The organism is Hamadaea sp., from assembly GCF_013362815.1.
Taxonomy (GTDB): domain Bacteria; phylum Actinomycetota; class Actinomycetes; order Mycobacteriales; family Micromonosporaceae; genus Hamadaea.
Genome location: NZ_JABFVK010000028.1, coordinates 1 through 13,588, shown reverse-complemented (window position 1 = coordinate 13,588; position 13,588 = coordinate 1). Strand labels below are relative to the sequence as shown.

The window sequence follows — 13,588 nt, the reverse complement described above, 5'->3', positions numbered from 1 at the left end:
ATTCCCCCTCGTGGGATGGGTCTCCATCCGGCCTCCCGCGCTGATCTTTATGCCTACGATCAGCGCGGGAGGTGGCTTTCGCCGATGGTCAACGGGACGACGCTGCGTACGGCGTGGACGCGGAACATGGACACGCCGCTGCGGCGCTTTCTGCGTACGGCGACCGGCGGGGCGGCCGTCCTGCTCGGCGCGACCGTCGTCGCCCTCGTCTGGGCCAATCTCAGCCTCTCCTCCTACGAACAGGTCTGGGAGACGGAGTTCTCGTTCCACCTGGGACGTTGGGGCGTCGAGCTGAGCCTCCGCGAGTGGATCAACTCGGGGCTCATGACGTTCTTCTTCTTCGTCGTCGGCCTGGAGGCCCGCCGGGAGTTCGATCTCGGCGAGCTGCGCGAACGTCGCCGGTTCGCCCTGCCGCTAGCCGCCGGAACGGCGGGGATCCTCGTGCCGATCGGGATCTACCTGCTGATCAACGCCGGTTCGAGCACCGCGCACGGCTGGGGCGCGGCCATGTCGACCGACACCGCGCTGGCCCTCGGCATGCTTGCGCTGGTCGGCCCCCGGTTCCCCGACCGGCTGCGGGCCTTCCTGCTCACGGTGACCGTCGTCGACGACCTGCTCGCCTTGGTCGTCATCGCGCTGTTCTACACCGGCGGAGTCTCGCTCGGCCCACTGCTGCTCGGCGTGCTCTTCCTCCTGCTCATGCTCGCGGCGCGGATCGCCCGTATCCGGTCCGGCCTGGTCTACCTGGTCCTCAGCGTGGCCGCCTGGCTCGCCGTGTTCGGCTCCGGCGTCGACCCGATCGTGGTGGGCCTCGTCGCCGGGTTGGTCACGTACGCGTACCCGTCGCCGCGGAGCGAGCTCGAACGGGCGACCGACCTGTTCCGCACCTTCCGCGAGGAGCCGACCGCCGAGCTCGAACGCGAGGCCCGGGCGGGCCTGCGGCTGGCGGTCTCCCCCAACGAACGGCTCCAGGCGCTCTACCTGCCCTGGACCTCCTACCTCATCGTGCCGTTGTTCGCACTGGCCAACGCCGGGATCAAGATCGACGGCGAGTTCCTCGGCCGGGCGCTGACCTCACCGATCACGCTCGGCATCGCGGCCGGCTTCGTGATCGGCAAGCCGATCGGGATCATCGGCGGCTCCTGGCTGGTCGCCCGGCTGTCGCGGGGACGGCTTCGGCCCCCGGTCGGCTGGGCGGCCGTCGCCGGAGCCGGCACCATCGCCGGGATCGGCTTCACCGTCTCCCTGCTGGTCGCCACCTTGGCGTTCAGCGGTGACCAGCTGGAGGAGGCCAAGCTCGGCGTACTGGTCGCGGGGTTGTTGGCCTCGGCGGTGACCTGGATCGTCTTCCGGGTCGTCACGATGCTGTCGCCGCTTCGGCGGGCCCGCGCACTGGCCGACGGGGCGGAGTCCATCGTGGACTTGGCCGTCGACGTGGACCCCGCGCGCGACCACATCCGCGGCCCGGCCGACGCTCGCATCACCATCGTGGAGTACGGCGACTTCGAATGCCCCCACTGCGGGCGGGCCGAGGGAATCATGCGGGAGCTGTTGTCCGGCGCGACCGAGATCGCGTACGTGTGGCGGCATCTGCCGCTGACCGACGTGCACCCGCACGCACAGCTCGCCGCCGAGGCCGCCGAGGCCGCCGCCGAGCAGGACGCGTTCTGGGAGATGCACGACGTGCTGCTCGATCACCAGGGCGATCTCGACCTGTCCGACCTCGTCCAGTACGCCGAACGCCTGAACCTCGACACCGCGCGGTTCGAGGAGGATCTGCGTACGCGGGAAGGGGCGGCGCGCATCGCCGAGGACGTCGACTCGGCCGACCTCAGTGGAGTCGCCGGAACGCCTACGTTCTTCGTGAACGGGCGGCGGCACCACGGCGCGTACGACATCGACTCGCTGAAGGCGGCCGTGCACGCGGCCAAGACAAGAGCCGTGATCCTCAACGTTTAGCGGTTTTCCGGGTTGGGTAGCTCTCGCGCCGTGCCGAATTCCGCCGTCCAGATGATGGTTGTTACGACCCGTTTTACCCGTTATCTCCTGAACGGGGTACGGGTCCCCGCCGCCACCGCCAGTTCGCCTCGTCGGCCGAAGGCGGCGGACCGGGAAGATCGGGACTCGCGTCGGTCCGGCGAAGACCGGTTCGGCGGAGACCGGCGAGAATGACGGCGAGATAGCGGCGGCGCAGTTCCTTGGTGCGCCCCGAGTCCGGTACGCGGATCGCCGCACACGCCTCCAGCACGAACCCCAGGTCGTTCACTCCGACGCCGGGACGCAGTTCGTCCTGCGCGCCTTCCACTAGCCGGGTGGCCAATTCACCCGAACGCCTCGCCTCCTGCATCATCTCCGGCGTGGGCGTGAACGTGCCCGCCAGGTGCACGGTGAGCGAGTGCACGTCCGCGTCGACCACGTTGCCCAGGAACGATTCCAGCGCGCCCCACCCGTGTTCTCCGCCCGCCAGCGCGGCCTCGGCCTCGGCGTTGTACCGCAGCAGGCCGTCATGACAGAGCCGGCGCAACATGTCCTCCTTGCCGGGGAACCGCCGATACAGCGCGCTCATGCCGACGCCCGCCCGCTCGGCGACTGCGGCCACCGGAGCCTTGGGGTCGGCCAGGAAGACCTCGCGGGCTGCTTCGAGAATCGCCTCGTCGTTGCGGGCGGCCTGGGCTCGGCGGCCGGAGAGTCCTTGCGTCACAGCGATCACCTTATCGGAACGGACCATTCCGGTCTACAGTGTCCGCCCCGCCGGCGCGCGGCGAGTGGTACGCCATCGACGTCATGGCAGCGCCGTAAGGTGCACTGCGTACCACCGACCGCCACGCCCTTCCGAGCGTGGCGAAGCAGCGTTACTGCGTGAGTTTCACGACACGAGGCGTGACTCATCCGTTCGGCGGAGCACGTCCGGGTTGCGAAGACCCCCAACGGATCGGCAGACTGTCTGCCTGCCCGGCGTACGCATCGAGGCGGTTCCGATTGGCGGACCGGAGCCGTAACCTCGGTCGGCCCAGAGTCGGTTAAGCCGTGGCAGGCCGGGAGACCGGCACGGCGCGCGGGATGCGGGCGGGAGACCAGCCGTCCGGCCAGGGGCACCGTCCGCACCCCCGCGTCGTGCACACGGCCGGCTGTCAGCAAGAAGATCAGCGGTCGTGTTTGTGAACGACGCCGATCGCCCCGGAACCGTGATGGGTCAAGGCCCGGCTCACCGAACCGAGCAACGCGCCCGCGAATCCACCTCGACCCCGGCACCCCACGACGGTCAGCCCGGCGGTCCGCGAAGCCGAAATCATCGTGTCTTCCACACCTTTGCTTGCCACTGATCGCTTCTCCACGGGAATCCCCGCGACCTCGGCCGCAGCCGCGTCAAGAAGCTCATCAGGAAGCCCGTCGTCCGTCGCGTGCAGCAGCACCAGCGAAGTCTGCCGCAACTGCGCCTCCTCGGCCGCGAACCGAAGCGCCGCTTGGGATTCCTCCGATCCGTCGACGCCCACGAGCACCGGTCCGGCGTCCGGATCGGGGTCGGTCCCGGCATCGTCATCGTCGTCCGACGCCGAAGAAACAGGTCGGACCACCACGACCGGGCCCTGGCCATGTGCGGCGACCTGACTGGAGACCGAGCCGAGCAGCAGCTGCTCGAAGCCGCCGACGCCCCGGCTGCCGACCACCGTGACGGCGGCCGTACGGGAGAGCTCGATGAGGGCGGCGGCTGGCCCGCCGGGTACCTGACGCGCGGTGATCTCGGTCAGCTCCGGGTACGCCTGACGCAGCCCGTCACCGATGTGGGCGACCATCCGGTCGAGGTCTTCGCGTACCTGGTCGTCGGCGAGCAGTCCGGGATCCATCCCGCCCATCGGGGGGTATGCGTACACGGCCGGTTGGTACACCAGCACGCAGTCGAGGGAGGTCTGACGGCGTACGGCGAGACGGGCGGCGTAACGGGCGGCGGCCAGGCTGGAGGGTGAGCCGTCGACGCCGACGACAACTGGAGCGCTCATGTGCCACGTTTCCCCCGTACGCCGCGCGCCGAAACGGGGGCCGGTCTTATGGTGGGGTGATGAAAGCCAAGGTCGGCGATCGCTTGATCATGGAAGGCGCCCACGTCGGGGAGGCCCGCCGGGTCGGCGTCATCATGGAGCTTCGCCACGAGGACGGCACCCCGCCTTACCTCGTGCACTGGGAGGACGACCACGAGGGCCTGGTGTTCCCGGGCCCCGATTCGCACATCGAGGAACCCCGGGAACGTTAGCGCAGGGCGGCGGCCAGCTGCCCCAGCCCGAGCGAGCCGAGGTCGAGCGCTCGCCGGTGGAACTCCCGCAACGGAAGGCCCGACGCCGTACGTGCGTCGAGCCAGACCCGTTCGCCCGCCTTGTACGCCAGCGCCTGTGCCGGGCGGCCGAGGTAGCGGGCCAGCTCCGACGACGCGTACCCACCTTGCTGGCAGCGGTTGGCGAGCATTTCGTAGGCCGCGTCGGCGGTCCACGTACGCCCCGTGTCGTCGGGCAGCTCCAGATGCAGTCCGATGTCGATCACGACACGGGCCGCCCGGAGCAGCTGCGCGAACAGGTAGCCCAGTCGCGCGCCGGGCTGCGTGTACCAGCCCAGCTCGTCCATCAGGCGCTCGGCGTACAGCGCCCAGCCTTCCTGTCCCGCCGACAGTCCGCCGAGCAGGTTCAGCCGCTGCCCGAGCGGGTTGCGCCACGACTCGTACCCGAGCTGCAGGTGATGTCCGGGCACGCCCTCGTGATAGACGGTCGAATAGGCCCACCAGGTCGGGAACACCTCCGCGCCGTCCGGCAGCTGCCACCACACGCGGCCCGGCCGGGTCAGGTCGGCCGACGGCCCGATGTACATCGTCCCGGCCGACGTCGTGACGCGGGATTCGATGCGCCGCAACGGCTCCGGGATGTCGAACTGCGTACCGTCCAATTCGGACACCGTGCGCTCCAGGACGCCTTGGAGCCAGTCCGCGAACTCAGCGGGGCTGGTGAGCGTACCGGGTGCGCCGGGGGCGTCGAGGAAGTCGAGCACCTCGCCCAGCCCGGCGCCCGGCCGGATCGCCTCGGCCTCCGCGCGCAGCTGCGCCTCGATCGCCGCCACCTCGGCCCAGCCCCACGCGTACAGCTCGACCAGATCGGGTCGCACGCCCAGGAACTTGCGCAGCCAGACCGCGTACCGGTCCGGGCCGAAGGCCTCCTTCGGGTCCGCCTGCGGCCTCAGGTCCGCGCTGAGCCAGGTCGCCATCTGCTGGTACGCCTTCGCCGCGGACGTCGCTGCCATGCTCAGTGCGGCCTGATGCGGTCCGGCGTCGTAGGACGCGACGAGTTGCTCGGTGTCGGCGATCCAGCCGTCGCAGCGTGCCACGCACAGGTTGATCTGCCGCACCGAGGCGACGTGACCGCGGCTCGCCGCGACGGTCAGGCTCTCGGCGTACCCGGCCAGCGCCCGGGGCACGTCGGCCAGGCGCTCGGCGACCAATGCCCACCCGGTTTCCCGCGCGGCCGCATCGGCGTCGTCCGCTGGGACGGCCGCGTCGACGGCCTGCCGGATCATCGCCAGCGGGCCGGTCGCGGCGGCATGCAGTTCCCGGAGGTCTTCGCCGCTGTCGTGGAACTCGGCCAGTGACTCCAGCCGCTCGGCGAGATGGTCGAGCAGCCGGCGATCGTGATCCGATTCGGCCGTGATCCCGGCGACCTCGCGCAGCTTGCCGGCGGCGAAGTCGGCCCGCGCCTGGTGCCCGGCCGGGCTGTAATCGGTCAGCCGATTCGGTTCCTGCGCACCCGCCTCGACGACCGCGCCGGTCGGATCGAGTCCGGCGTACGCCGCGAGCAGTTCGTCGGCCCAACTCTGGAGGTCAGCCATCAGAAGTACGTCCTCAGCAGTTCGGTGACGGTGTAGTCGTCCTCGACGACCGGGATCACTGACCATTTGTCGAACGCGGTGCACGGATGGGAGATGCCCAGGCACACCAGGTCACCGACGGCGACCGCCCCTTCGTCGCGTACCGACAGATGCCCATGATGATCGTTGAGCCGCAGAACCTCCAGCCCGTCCGCGGCCTCGACCCGCCCGTCGGCTGTGCCACTACCAGCCGACTCTCCGTCCTCACGCCCGGCTCGAGCGTTCGAGCCGGCTCTGCGGACCCGCAGCGGGACCGGCAGGCCATCGTCGTAGGGGGCCTCGCGCTTGCCCATGCCGAGGATCGCAAGCCCGGGCTCGGGCGTCGCGAGGACCTGAGCCCAGACCTCCAGCGCGGCGTCGAGCGCACCTTCCGCCGGTGCGCGCAGGAAGGGCGTCTTGTGGCCGTAGGTCCCATGGTCGTGCGAGATGTACGCACCGCTGCGCAGCACGAGCCGGATCTGCCGGCCCTCGAGCCACTGACCGCCGAACGTGGCCGTGACCAGGTCGAAGTACGCGCTGCCACCGGCCGTCACGATCGGGTCGGCCGGGAGCAGGTGGGCGATCGCCTTGGTCGCCTCGACCATGCTGTCCAAAAAGGACTGAACCGCGTCGTCGTCGGACATGAGCCCCTCGAACGACGAGATGCCGACGAGGTCGAGGTTCGGCGCGTCGTGCACCGCCTGCGCGACGGCGAGCGCGTCGGCGACGGTCCGGCAGCCGGCCCGCCCGCCCGGATAGCCCCATTCGAGCAGCACCTGGAAGCGTCCGCCGCTCTCCGCCAGTCTCTGCACAGCGGCGACGGAGTCCGCGTAGATCAGGATCTCCGTATCCGGCTGGGCCGCCAGCCAGCGCAGCGCCACCGGGTCGACCACCTCGTTGGCGAGCACGATGCGTGGTACGCCGAGCTGCACGCAGACGAGCGCCTGATTCGGCGTCGCGACCGTGATCGCCCACGCGCCGGCGTCCAACTGAGCCTGGAACAGCGACGGAGCCATGGTGGTCTTGCCGTGCGGGGCGAACAGCGCGCCGTGCCGCTCGCAGTAGTCCGCCATGGTCCGCACGTTGTGCTCGATCGCCGTACGCCGCGCGACCATCACCGGCCAGGTGAACGCCCCGCCGAACAGGTTGTGCCGGGCGGCGGCGAACTCGGTGAGCGTGACCGGCGGGCCGGGATTCCAGACGCCCTTGGTCCGCCAGTCCAGATACTCGTCCGGGATCTTCATCCCCGCATTCTGTCTGGTTTCGCCATGGGCGGAACACTGACCCATGACGTATGTGAAGCAACGGTGTAATCATGTAAGCATGATTCGAGTAGTGAGTCGCGCCGAACAACCACCACCGGCCGACGACGCCCCGGCCTGGATCACCGGCCTGCTGCCGGACGACTGGTTCACCGGACCGGCGGAGATCGTCATCGACCGCGACGAGATCCTCATCGTCGGCACCCTCGCCGAGCCCGCCCACGCGGCGGAGGCGTCCGAGGCCGACCGCGCTGCCGCGGAGCGCGGCCGCATCGCCGCGTACCGGGAGGAGACCCGCGAGCGGCGAATCCGGTTCGCCCGTCAGATCGAGCACAAGTACCAGCGCAAAGCCGCCTGGGGCGTGGTCTGCGGCGGCACCCGGGAACTGTTCACCACCCTGTCCGCTCCGGTGATGACCCGGCTGCGGCAGCCCGAGCGGCAAGTCCTCGACACCCTCGTGGACGCCGGAGTGGCCCGCTCCCGATCCGAGGCGCTGGCCTGGTGCGTACGCCTCGTGGGGCAGCATGCCGACGAGTGGCTCGGCGAATTGCGGGACGCCATGACGGCGGTGGACGATCTCCGCAAACGCGGGCCCGCCCGCTGACTACGCTGACCGGGTGCTGCATCACGTCGAACTATGGGTGCCCGACCTCGACCGCGCGGTCGCCGGCTGGGGCTGGCTGCTGACCGAGCTGGGTTACGAACAGTTCCAGGACTGGCCGGGCGGACGTAGCTGGCGGTTCGGGCCGACGTACCTCGTCGTCGAGCAGAGCCCGGCGTTGACCGCCGATACCCACGACCGGCATCGGCCCGGCCTCAACCACCTTGCGTTCACCGTCTCCGGGCGCGACCGCGTCGACGAGCTCGTCGCGGCTGCGCCCGAGCACGGATGGTCGCTGATGTTCTCCGACCGTCACCCGTACGCCGGCGGCCCCTCGCACTACGCGGCTTACCTGGAGAATGTGGACGGTTACGAGGTGGAACTCGTCGCCTCCTGACCCTCCCCCGCCGGGCGTGGGGCCGCGGCCGCTCACGCGGCGCGCGGCCAAGTCCGAGTGCGCTTCGTCAGCAGAACCGGCCCGGAAACGGAGATCATGTGCCGCTCATCAGCGAAATCCGGCCCTATCGCGCTGATCACGGGCCCTCGATCTCTGTTTGCGGGCGGATCGCGCTGACCGTGGACACATGATCTTTGGTTCCGGTCGGCAATCCTCGGACGGCCGCTATCATGATCGTCGGTTCCCGACATTCTTGGCTGTCCGCGCGCCCATGATCGTCGGTTCCCGACAATCGTGAGCGTTTTCGTGCATTGATCGTCGGCTTCCGACGATCTTGCGGCGGCGGGCGGGCGGGCGGCGGGCCGCGGAAGGCGCGGGCCGCCGCTCAGCGAACCTGGTCGAGGTACGGCAGGTGAGCCCCGCCGAACGGCCCGCGGCGTTCGCGTACCGCACTCATCAGCCAGGCGGCCGACGCCTCCGCGCTCGCGATGACGTCCGGCGGGTAGGCGTACTTCACTTGGTGCTCGGCGAACTCGTCCGCGTCGTCCAGCAGCACCCGGCCGTCGCGCATACGCAGCACGTCGAGATCGAGGTCGACCATGGTCACCTCGCCGTCCTGCGGCCACACCGGGGGCGTCGTGATGTCGCAGTAGATCTCGTTGCGGGCGCCCGGGCCGTTGAACGCGGCCGTCCACCAGGCGTCGCGCGGAATGAGGATGACGTGCGGCCAGTCCGCCTCGGTGACCACGTCGTCGTGGCCCTTGCGGAGGATTGTCCCCTTGGTACCGCCGAGCCAGACACCGTGCGCGTCTTCGCCGAGCCGGCGCGTCATCTGGTGCCAGTGCAGAGAACCGTCGTATTTCGTGAACGCGAGCCAGACATCCGCCATGCCGTGAAGGTATCGGTCAACGGGCCGCCTGTCGTGCCCTTAACACGTCGGCGGTGAACTGATCCGCCGGGAAGAACGACTCGATCGCCAGCTCTGCCACCGTGACGTCAGCCGGGATGCCGAAGGTCGCGATGGTGCTGAAGAAGGTGAGCTCGCCGAGCGGCGTACGCAGTCGCAGCGGCGTCACGACGTCGCCCGACCCGGGCGACTCCACCTCCGGCTCGGGATCGTCACACGGGTACGCCTTGAGCTCGGCGTACAACTCCATCAGCTCGGAATCGCCCGCGACGGCGGCCTGCCGCCGAAGGCGGGTGAGCAGGTGCGCCCGCCATTCGCCGAAGTTCACGATATGCGGAGCAAGCCCCTCGGGGTGCAGACCGGCGCGCAGGATGTTCGCCGGAGGCTCCAGCAGCCAGGGTGCCACCACCCCGGTCATCAGGTCGATAGCGGCGTTGGCGTCCAGCATCCGCCAGAACCGGTCGGTCACCACCGCCGGATACGGCTCGTGTCCCGTCAGCACCTGGCGTACCGCTTGCCACACACCGGCCATTCGCGGCGAAGTCACTTCACTCTCCGTGTACGCCGGGGCGTACCCGGACGCCAGGAGCAACCGGTTCCGTTCACGTAGCGGGACGTCCAGCATCTCGGCGAGCCGGAGCAGCATCGGCCGGCTGGGCTTGGCGCGGCCGGTCTCGAGGAAGCTGAGGTGCCGGGCCGACACCTCGGCCAGCCCGGCCAGGTCGAGCTGGCTGAGCCGACGATGGGACCGCCAGTGCCGCAGCAACTCACCCACAGTAGGCGACGAAACGGTCATCAGGCCCACCTCTCCGGCTCAGGTTCTGCGATTCGGCCGACAGGGCCACGGTAGCGGGCAATGCTGGACAGATGACCAGCGCCAACGGCGTCTTGGGCGCCGCACAGGGACCAGCCATCCACGAACACGGCCTGATCGGCGATCTGCAGACCGCGGCCTTGATCGATACGAACGGGACGGTCGACTGGTTCTGTGCTCCCCGGTTCGACGGGCCGAGCATCTTCGCCGCCCTGCTCGACAACGAACGCGGCGGCTACCTCAGAGTCGCCCCCGAAGGCGTCGACTACGTGACCCGGCAGCTCTACCTCCCCGGTACGCCGATTCTGATCACCCGCTTCCTCAGCGAGAGCGGTGTCGGGGAAGTCATGGACTTCATGCCGATCGCACCCGATGGCGGGCGTACGGCGACCGATCAGCACCGCCTCGTCCGCATGATCAGCGTGGTCCGGGGCAGTATGCGTTTCCGCTTCGACTGCGAGCCGCGGTTCGACTACGGCCGCGCCCGGACCGAGGTCGAGTTCAGCTCCGACGGCGCGGTGTTCAAGGGCGGCGGAATGCGGATGAACATCAATCCGTCGCGTCGCGACCGGGCGTTCATCCAGCCCGGCGATCTCCAGCGTACCGAGCAGGGCTTGACGGCGTTCGCCGATCTGGTGGCCGGCGACGTCGGCGGCATGATCCTGGAGACGATGCCGGACGGCCCGCCCCGCGTCGTCCCGCCCGAGGAGATCATGGCGTTGTTCGAGCAGACGCGGGACTTCTGGCGGTCGTGGATCGGGCGTTCGCAGTATCGCGGCCGGTGGCGCGAGATGGTGGAGCGCTCGGCGATGACCCTCAAACTCATGACGTACGCCCCGACGGGCGCGCTCGTCGCCGCTCCGACGGCGGCACTGCCCGAACAGCTCGGCGGCGAGCGGAACTGGGACTACCGGTTCACCTGGATCCGGGACGCCTCCTTCTCCGTGTACGCCTTGCTCGGCCTGGGCTTCACCGACGAGGCGGCGGCGTACATGGGCTGGCTCAACCAGCGAGTGCAGGACTCCAACAGCACCGGCACTCCGTTGCAGATCATGTACAGAGTGGACGGTTCGCCCGATCTGGACGAGGAGATCCTCGACCACCTGTCGGGTTACCGGAACTCCCGACCGGTACGCATCGGCAACGGCGCGGCCGGGCAGTTGCAGCTGGACATCTACGGCGAGGCGATGGATTCGCTGTTCCTGGCCGACAGCCATGGGCTCACCATCGGCAACTCCGGCTGGACGAACGTCCGCGATCTCGTCGACTGGCTGTGCGACAACTGGGACCAGCCCGACGAGGGGATCTGGGAGACGAGAGGCGGCCGCCAGGACTTCACCTACGGCCGGCTGATGTCGTGGGTGGCCTTCGACCGGGCGGTACGCCTCGCCCGCGACAAGGGCCGGCCGGCCGACCTGGCCCGGTGGACCCAGCAGCGCGACGCGGTCTACGAGCAGATCATGGATCGCGGCTTCCATCCCAAACGGGAGGCGTTCGTCCAGCACTACGACACCGACGTGCTCGACGCGTCGCTGCTCTACATGCCGCTCGTCGGATTCGTCGCACCCACCGACCCGCTGTGGCAGTCGACGCTGCGCGCGATGGACGGCGAACTGGTCTCCGACAGCCTCGTCTACCGCTACGACCCCGAGGCTTCGCCGGACGGTCTGCAGGGCTCGGAGGGCACCTTCACCATCTGCTCCTTCTGGTACGTCGACGCCCTCGCGCGCTCGGGCCGGCTCGAAGAGGCCCGGCTGACCTTCGAGAAGATGCTCACCTACAGCAATCACCTTGGGCTCTACTCGGAGGAGATCGCCCCGACCGGTGAGCAGATCGGCAACTTCCCGCAGGCGTTCAGCCATCTGTCGCTGATCAGCGCGGCTATGAACCTCGACTTCCAGCTCGACCACGGCGCGGGGTGGGTCGAGCCGGTATTGGCGCATGCGGGCCGGTAGCCGCCCGCTCGTTCCGTTGGCGCTGGCGCAGTTCATCTGCAGCTTCGCCGGCTCCAACATGAACGTGATGATCAACGACATCAGCCACGACCTGCACACGACGGTGGCCGGCGTACAGCTGTCCATCACGCTGTTCCTCCTGGTCATGGCGGCGTTGATGATCCCGGGTGGCAAGCTGACGGACAAGTTCGGACGCAAGCGCTGCTTCCAGCTCGGGCTCATGGTCTACGGCGTCGGCGCGCTGCTGTGCGCGGTCGCGCCGGGGCTGGGCGTACTGGTGCTCGGAAACTCCATTTTGGAGGGTGTCGGGACGGCGCTGCTCATCCCGCCCGTCTACATCCTCGCCACGCTCTACTTCACCGACCTGACCTCCCGCGCGCGGGCCTTCGGGATGATCAGCGCCATGGCCGGGGTCGGCGCGGCCACCGGTCCGCTGCTGGGCGGGCTCATCACCAGCGCGTTCAGCTGGCGGGCCGCGTTCGTCTTCCAGGCCATGGTCATCGTCGTGATCATCGTCCTGGGCCGCGGGCTCACCGACCCGCTGCCCGCGCAACCCGACCGGACCTTCGACATCCGCGGCACGGTGCTGTCGGCCGCGGGTCTCATCCTGATCGTCTCGGGCATTCTCCTGGCCAGCAAGAAGGCCTGGCTCATGCTCGTGATGATCGCCGCCGGGGCCGCGGTTCTCGCGCTCTTCTTCCGACATGTACGCACAACGGAGGCAGCGGGTCGTGAGCCGTTGCTGTCGATGCGATTGTTCGGCAGCCGCGTCGCGAACCTCGGCATGATCACCCAGAATCTCCAGTGGCTCGTCCTGATGGGCACCTCGTTCGTCGTCGCCGCGTTCCTCCAGGTGGTCCGCGGCTACAACGCGATCGAGACCGGCCTGATCTTCACGGCCGCCACGGTCGGCGTACTCGGGTCGTCGCTCGCCGCCGAACGGCTGGCCAAACGATGGCCGCAGCGTACGCTCATCGAAACCGGCTTCTTCGTCACCGTCGTCGGCATCTGCGCCCTGCTGCTCATCGTCACCTGGTCGGCCGGGGGCGCACCGGCCCTCATCCCGGGCCTGTTCGTCATCGGCGTCGGCATCGGGCTGATGATCACGCCGTCGGTGAACATCGTGCAGTCGGCGTTCGGCGAGAAACTCCAGGGCGAGATCTCCGGGTTGTCCCGCAGCGTGTCGAACCTGGGCTCCTCGCTCGGCACCGCCGTCGCCGGCACGGTCATCGTCGCCGGGATCGCCCGTACCCCGGAGCGCTCGTACGCCCTGGCGATGCTCGTGCTCGCGATCGCGGCGCTCGCCGGTCTCCTCGTCGCCGAGCGCCTGCCGAAGGAGCAGCCGTCAGGCGGCGCTGCTCCGGACGGCACCGCCTCCGACGGCACGGCGGACGCGACGCAGACCGAGGTACTCGAGATCGATGAACAACAGCACGGGCAACGCTTGGAGGGCTGACAGGGCGACGCCCCACCCGGTGAGGTCGAACGCCCCGCCGAACGCGATCGCCAGGCTGCCCGCGATCCAGCCGACGTTGAGCACGATCACCGTCCACACCGCACCCGGGGCGATCTCCGATCGGGCCGCCAACAACGCCAGCCCCGCCGCCCATACCAGCAGGAACACTCCGACCCCGAGGCTGAACGCGGTCGGCGTACCGAGCCACTCGTCGAGCTTGCCGCTCAGAGCGAGGATGACGACGCCGAGCCCGGCCGAGGCCCCGGCGTCCAGTCGCAACGCGAAACGCAGAAGATTCATGCGCCTACTGTCGCGG

The 13,588-nt window shown here is 69.3% G+C and carries 13 protein-coding genes; 6 read left to right on the top strand and 7 right to left on the bottom strand.

Features of this window, described 5'->3' with window-relative positions; translation table 11 throughout:
* Positions 1 to 84: 84 nt before the first annotated feature.
* On the top strand, positions 85 to 1,959 hold the full coding sequence (nhaA, locus tag HOV77_RS15555) for a Na+/H+ antiporter NhaA (RefSeq protein ID WP_363260317.1): 1,875 nt from the start codon (positions 85 to 87) through the stop codon (positions 1,957 to 1,959).
* 73 nt (positions 1,960 to 2,032) lie between these two features.
* Here nhaA and HOV77_RS15550 read toward each other — a convergent pair whose 3' ends face one another.
* Both HOV77_RS15550 and HOV77_RS15545 read right to left on the bottom strand, forming a co-directional pair.
* Positions 2,033 to 2,701 carry a TetR/AcrR family transcriptional regulator gene (locus HOV77_RS15550; RefSeq protein WP_290862825.1) on the bottom strand — a complete coding sequence of 223 codons (669 nt, stop codon included), beginning with the start codon at positions 2,699 to 2,701 and terminating at the stop codon, positions 2,033 to 2,035.
* A gap of 442 nt (positions 2,702 to 3,143) precedes the next feature.
* Positions 3,144 to 3,998 (bottom strand): universal stress protein, encoded by an 855-nt coding sequence (locus HOV77_RS15545; RefSeq protein ID WP_290862823.1) that lies wholly within the window; start codon positions 3,996 to 3,998, stop codon positions 3,144 to 3,146.
* 59 nt (positions 3,999 to 4,057) lie between these two features.
* Between HOV77_RS15545 and HOV77_RS15540 the strand changes: the two genes are divergently transcribed.
* Positions 4,058 to 4,249, top strand: coding sequence for a DUF1918 domain-containing protein (locus tag HOV77_RS15540; protein WP_290862821.1), 192 nt, complete (start codon positions 4,058 to 4,060; stop codon positions 4,247 to 4,249).
* Here the strand turns inward: HOV77_RS15540 and HOV77_RS15535 are convergent.
* The gene (locus HOV77_RS15535) at positions 4,246 to 5,862 is read right to left on the bottom strand and encodes a DUF885 domain-containing protein (RefSeq protein ID WP_290862820.1); all 1,617 of its coding nucleotides are present in this window, start codon (positions 5,860 to 5,862) and stop codon (positions 4,246 to 4,248) included. The genes HOV77_RS15540 and HOV77_RS15535 overlap by 4 nt on opposite strands.
* Positions 5,862 to 7,124, bottom strand: a complete 1,263-nt coding sequence (locus HOV77_RS15530) for an alanine racemase (RefSeq protein WP_290862818.1) — start codon at positions 7,122 to 7,124, stop codon at positions 5,862 to 5,864. Before HOV77_RS15530 ends, HOV77_RS15535 begins: the two co-directional genes overlap by 1 nt.
* 79 nt (positions 7,125 to 7,203) lie before the next feature.
* Between HOV77_RS15530 and HOV77_RS15525 the strand changes: the two genes are divergently transcribed.
* Positions 7,204 to 7,746 (top strand): hypothetical protein, encoded by a 543-nt coding sequence (locus HOV77_RS15525; RefSeq protein WP_290862816.1) that lies wholly within the window; start codon positions 7,204 to 7,206, stop codon positions 7,744 to 7,746.
* A gap of 13 nt (positions 7,747 to 7,759) precedes the next feature.
* The gene (locus tag HOV77_RS15520) at positions 7,760 to 8,140 is read left to right on the top strand and encodes a VOC family protein (RefSeq protein ID WP_290862814.1); all 381 of its coding nucleotides are present in this window, start codon (positions 7,760 to 7,762) and stop codon (positions 8,138 to 8,140) included.
* Between the two features lie 385 nt (positions 8,141 to 8,525).
* On the opposite strand, the gene HOV77_RS15515 is transcribed toward HOV77_RS15520, so the two are convergent.
* Together HOV77_RS15515 and HOV77_RS15510 are read right to left on the bottom strand one after the other, a co-directional pair.
* A complete protein-coding gene (locus HOV77_RS15515; RefSeq protein WP_290862811.1) occupies positions 8,526 to 9,029 on the bottom strand; it encodes a DUF402 domain-containing protein in 504 nt (167 codons plus the stop codon).
* Between the two features lie 16 nt (positions 9,030 to 9,045).
* Positions 9,046 to 9,843 (bottom strand): helix-turn-helix transcriptional regulator, encoded by a 798-nt coding sequence (locus tag HOV77_RS15510; RefSeq protein WP_290862809.1) that lies wholly within the window; start codon positions 9,841 to 9,843, stop codon positions 9,046 to 9,048.
* 71 nt (positions 9,844 to 9,914) lie between these two features.
* Here HOV77_RS15510 and HOV77_RS15505 point away from each other — a divergent pair, with 71 nt between their 5' ends.
* Together HOV77_RS15505 and HOV77_RS15500 are read left to right on the top strand one after the other, a co-directional pair.
* A complete protein-coding gene (locus HOV77_RS15505; RefSeq protein WP_290862807.1) occupies positions 9,915 to 11,816 on the top strand; it encodes a glycoside hydrolase family 15 protein in 1,902 nt (633 codons plus the stop codon).
* A complete protein-coding gene (locus HOV77_RS15500; RefSeq protein WP_290862805.1) occupies positions 11,803 to 13,272 on the top strand; it encodes an MFS transporter in 1,470 nt (489 codons plus the stop codon). Before HOV77_RS15505 ends, HOV77_RS15500 begins: the two co-directional genes overlap by 14 nt.
* On the opposite strand, the gene HOV77_RS15495 is transcribed toward HOV77_RS15500, so the two are convergent.
* The gene (locus HOV77_RS15495; RefSeq protein ID WP_290862803.1) at positions 13,162 to 13,572 is read right to left on the bottom strand and encodes a hypothetical protein; all 411 of its coding nucleotides are present in this window, start codon (positions 13,570 to 13,572) and stop codon (positions 13,162 to 13,164) included. The two genes, HOV77_RS15500 and HOV77_RS15495, sit on opposite strands and share 111 nt — an antisense overlap.
* Between the last annotated feature and the right edge of the window lie 16 nt (positions 13,573 to 13,588).

Bases quoted from the DNA above. Each gene is read 5' to 3' on its own strand.
- HOV77_RS15510 (WP_290862809.1), bottom strand. From the start codon at position 9,843: ATGACCGTTTCGTCGCCTACTGTGGGTGAGTTGCTGCGGCACTGGCGG.
- HOV77_RS15515 (WP_290862811.1), bottom strand. From the start codon at position 9,029: ATGGCGGATGTCTGGCTCGCGTTCACGAAATACGACGGTTCTCTGCAC.
- HOV77_RS15500 (WP_290862805.1), top strand. From the start codon at position 11,803: ATGCGGGCCGGTAGCCGCCCGCTCGTTCCGTTGGCGCTGGCGCAGTTC.
- HOV77_RS15535 (WP_290862820.1), bottom strand. From the start codon at position 5,862: ATGGCTGACCTCCAGAGTTGGGCCGACGAACTGCTCGCGGCGTACGCC.
- HOV77_RS15545 (WP_290862823.1), bottom strand. From the start codon at position 3,998: ATGAGCGCTCCAGTTGTCGTCGGCGTCGACGGCTCACCCTCCAGCCTG.
- HOV77_RS15530 (WP_290862818.1), bottom strand. From the start codon at position 7,124: ATGAAGATCCCGGACGAGTATCTGGACTGGCGGACCAAGGGCGTCTGG.
- nhaA (WP_363260317.1), top strand. From the start codon at position 85: ATGGTCAACGGGACGACGCTGCGTACGGCGTGGACGCGGAACATGGAC.
- HOV77_RS15525 (WP_290862816.1), top strand. From the start codon at position 7,204: ATGATTCGAGTAGTGAGTCGCGCCGAACAACCACCACCGGCCGACGAC.
- HOV77_RS15505 (WP_290862807.1), top strand. From the start codon at position 9,915: ATGACCAGCGCCAACGGCGTCTTGGGCGCCGCACAGGGACCAGCCATC.
- HOV77_RS15495 (WP_290862803.1), bottom strand. From the start codon at position 13,572: ATGAATCTTCTGCGTTTCGCGTTGCGACTGGACGCCGGGGCCTCGGCC.
- HOV77_RS15540 (WP_290862821.1), top strand. From the start codon at position 4,058: ATGAAAGCCAAGGTCGGCGATCGCTTGATCATGGAAGGCGCCCACGTC.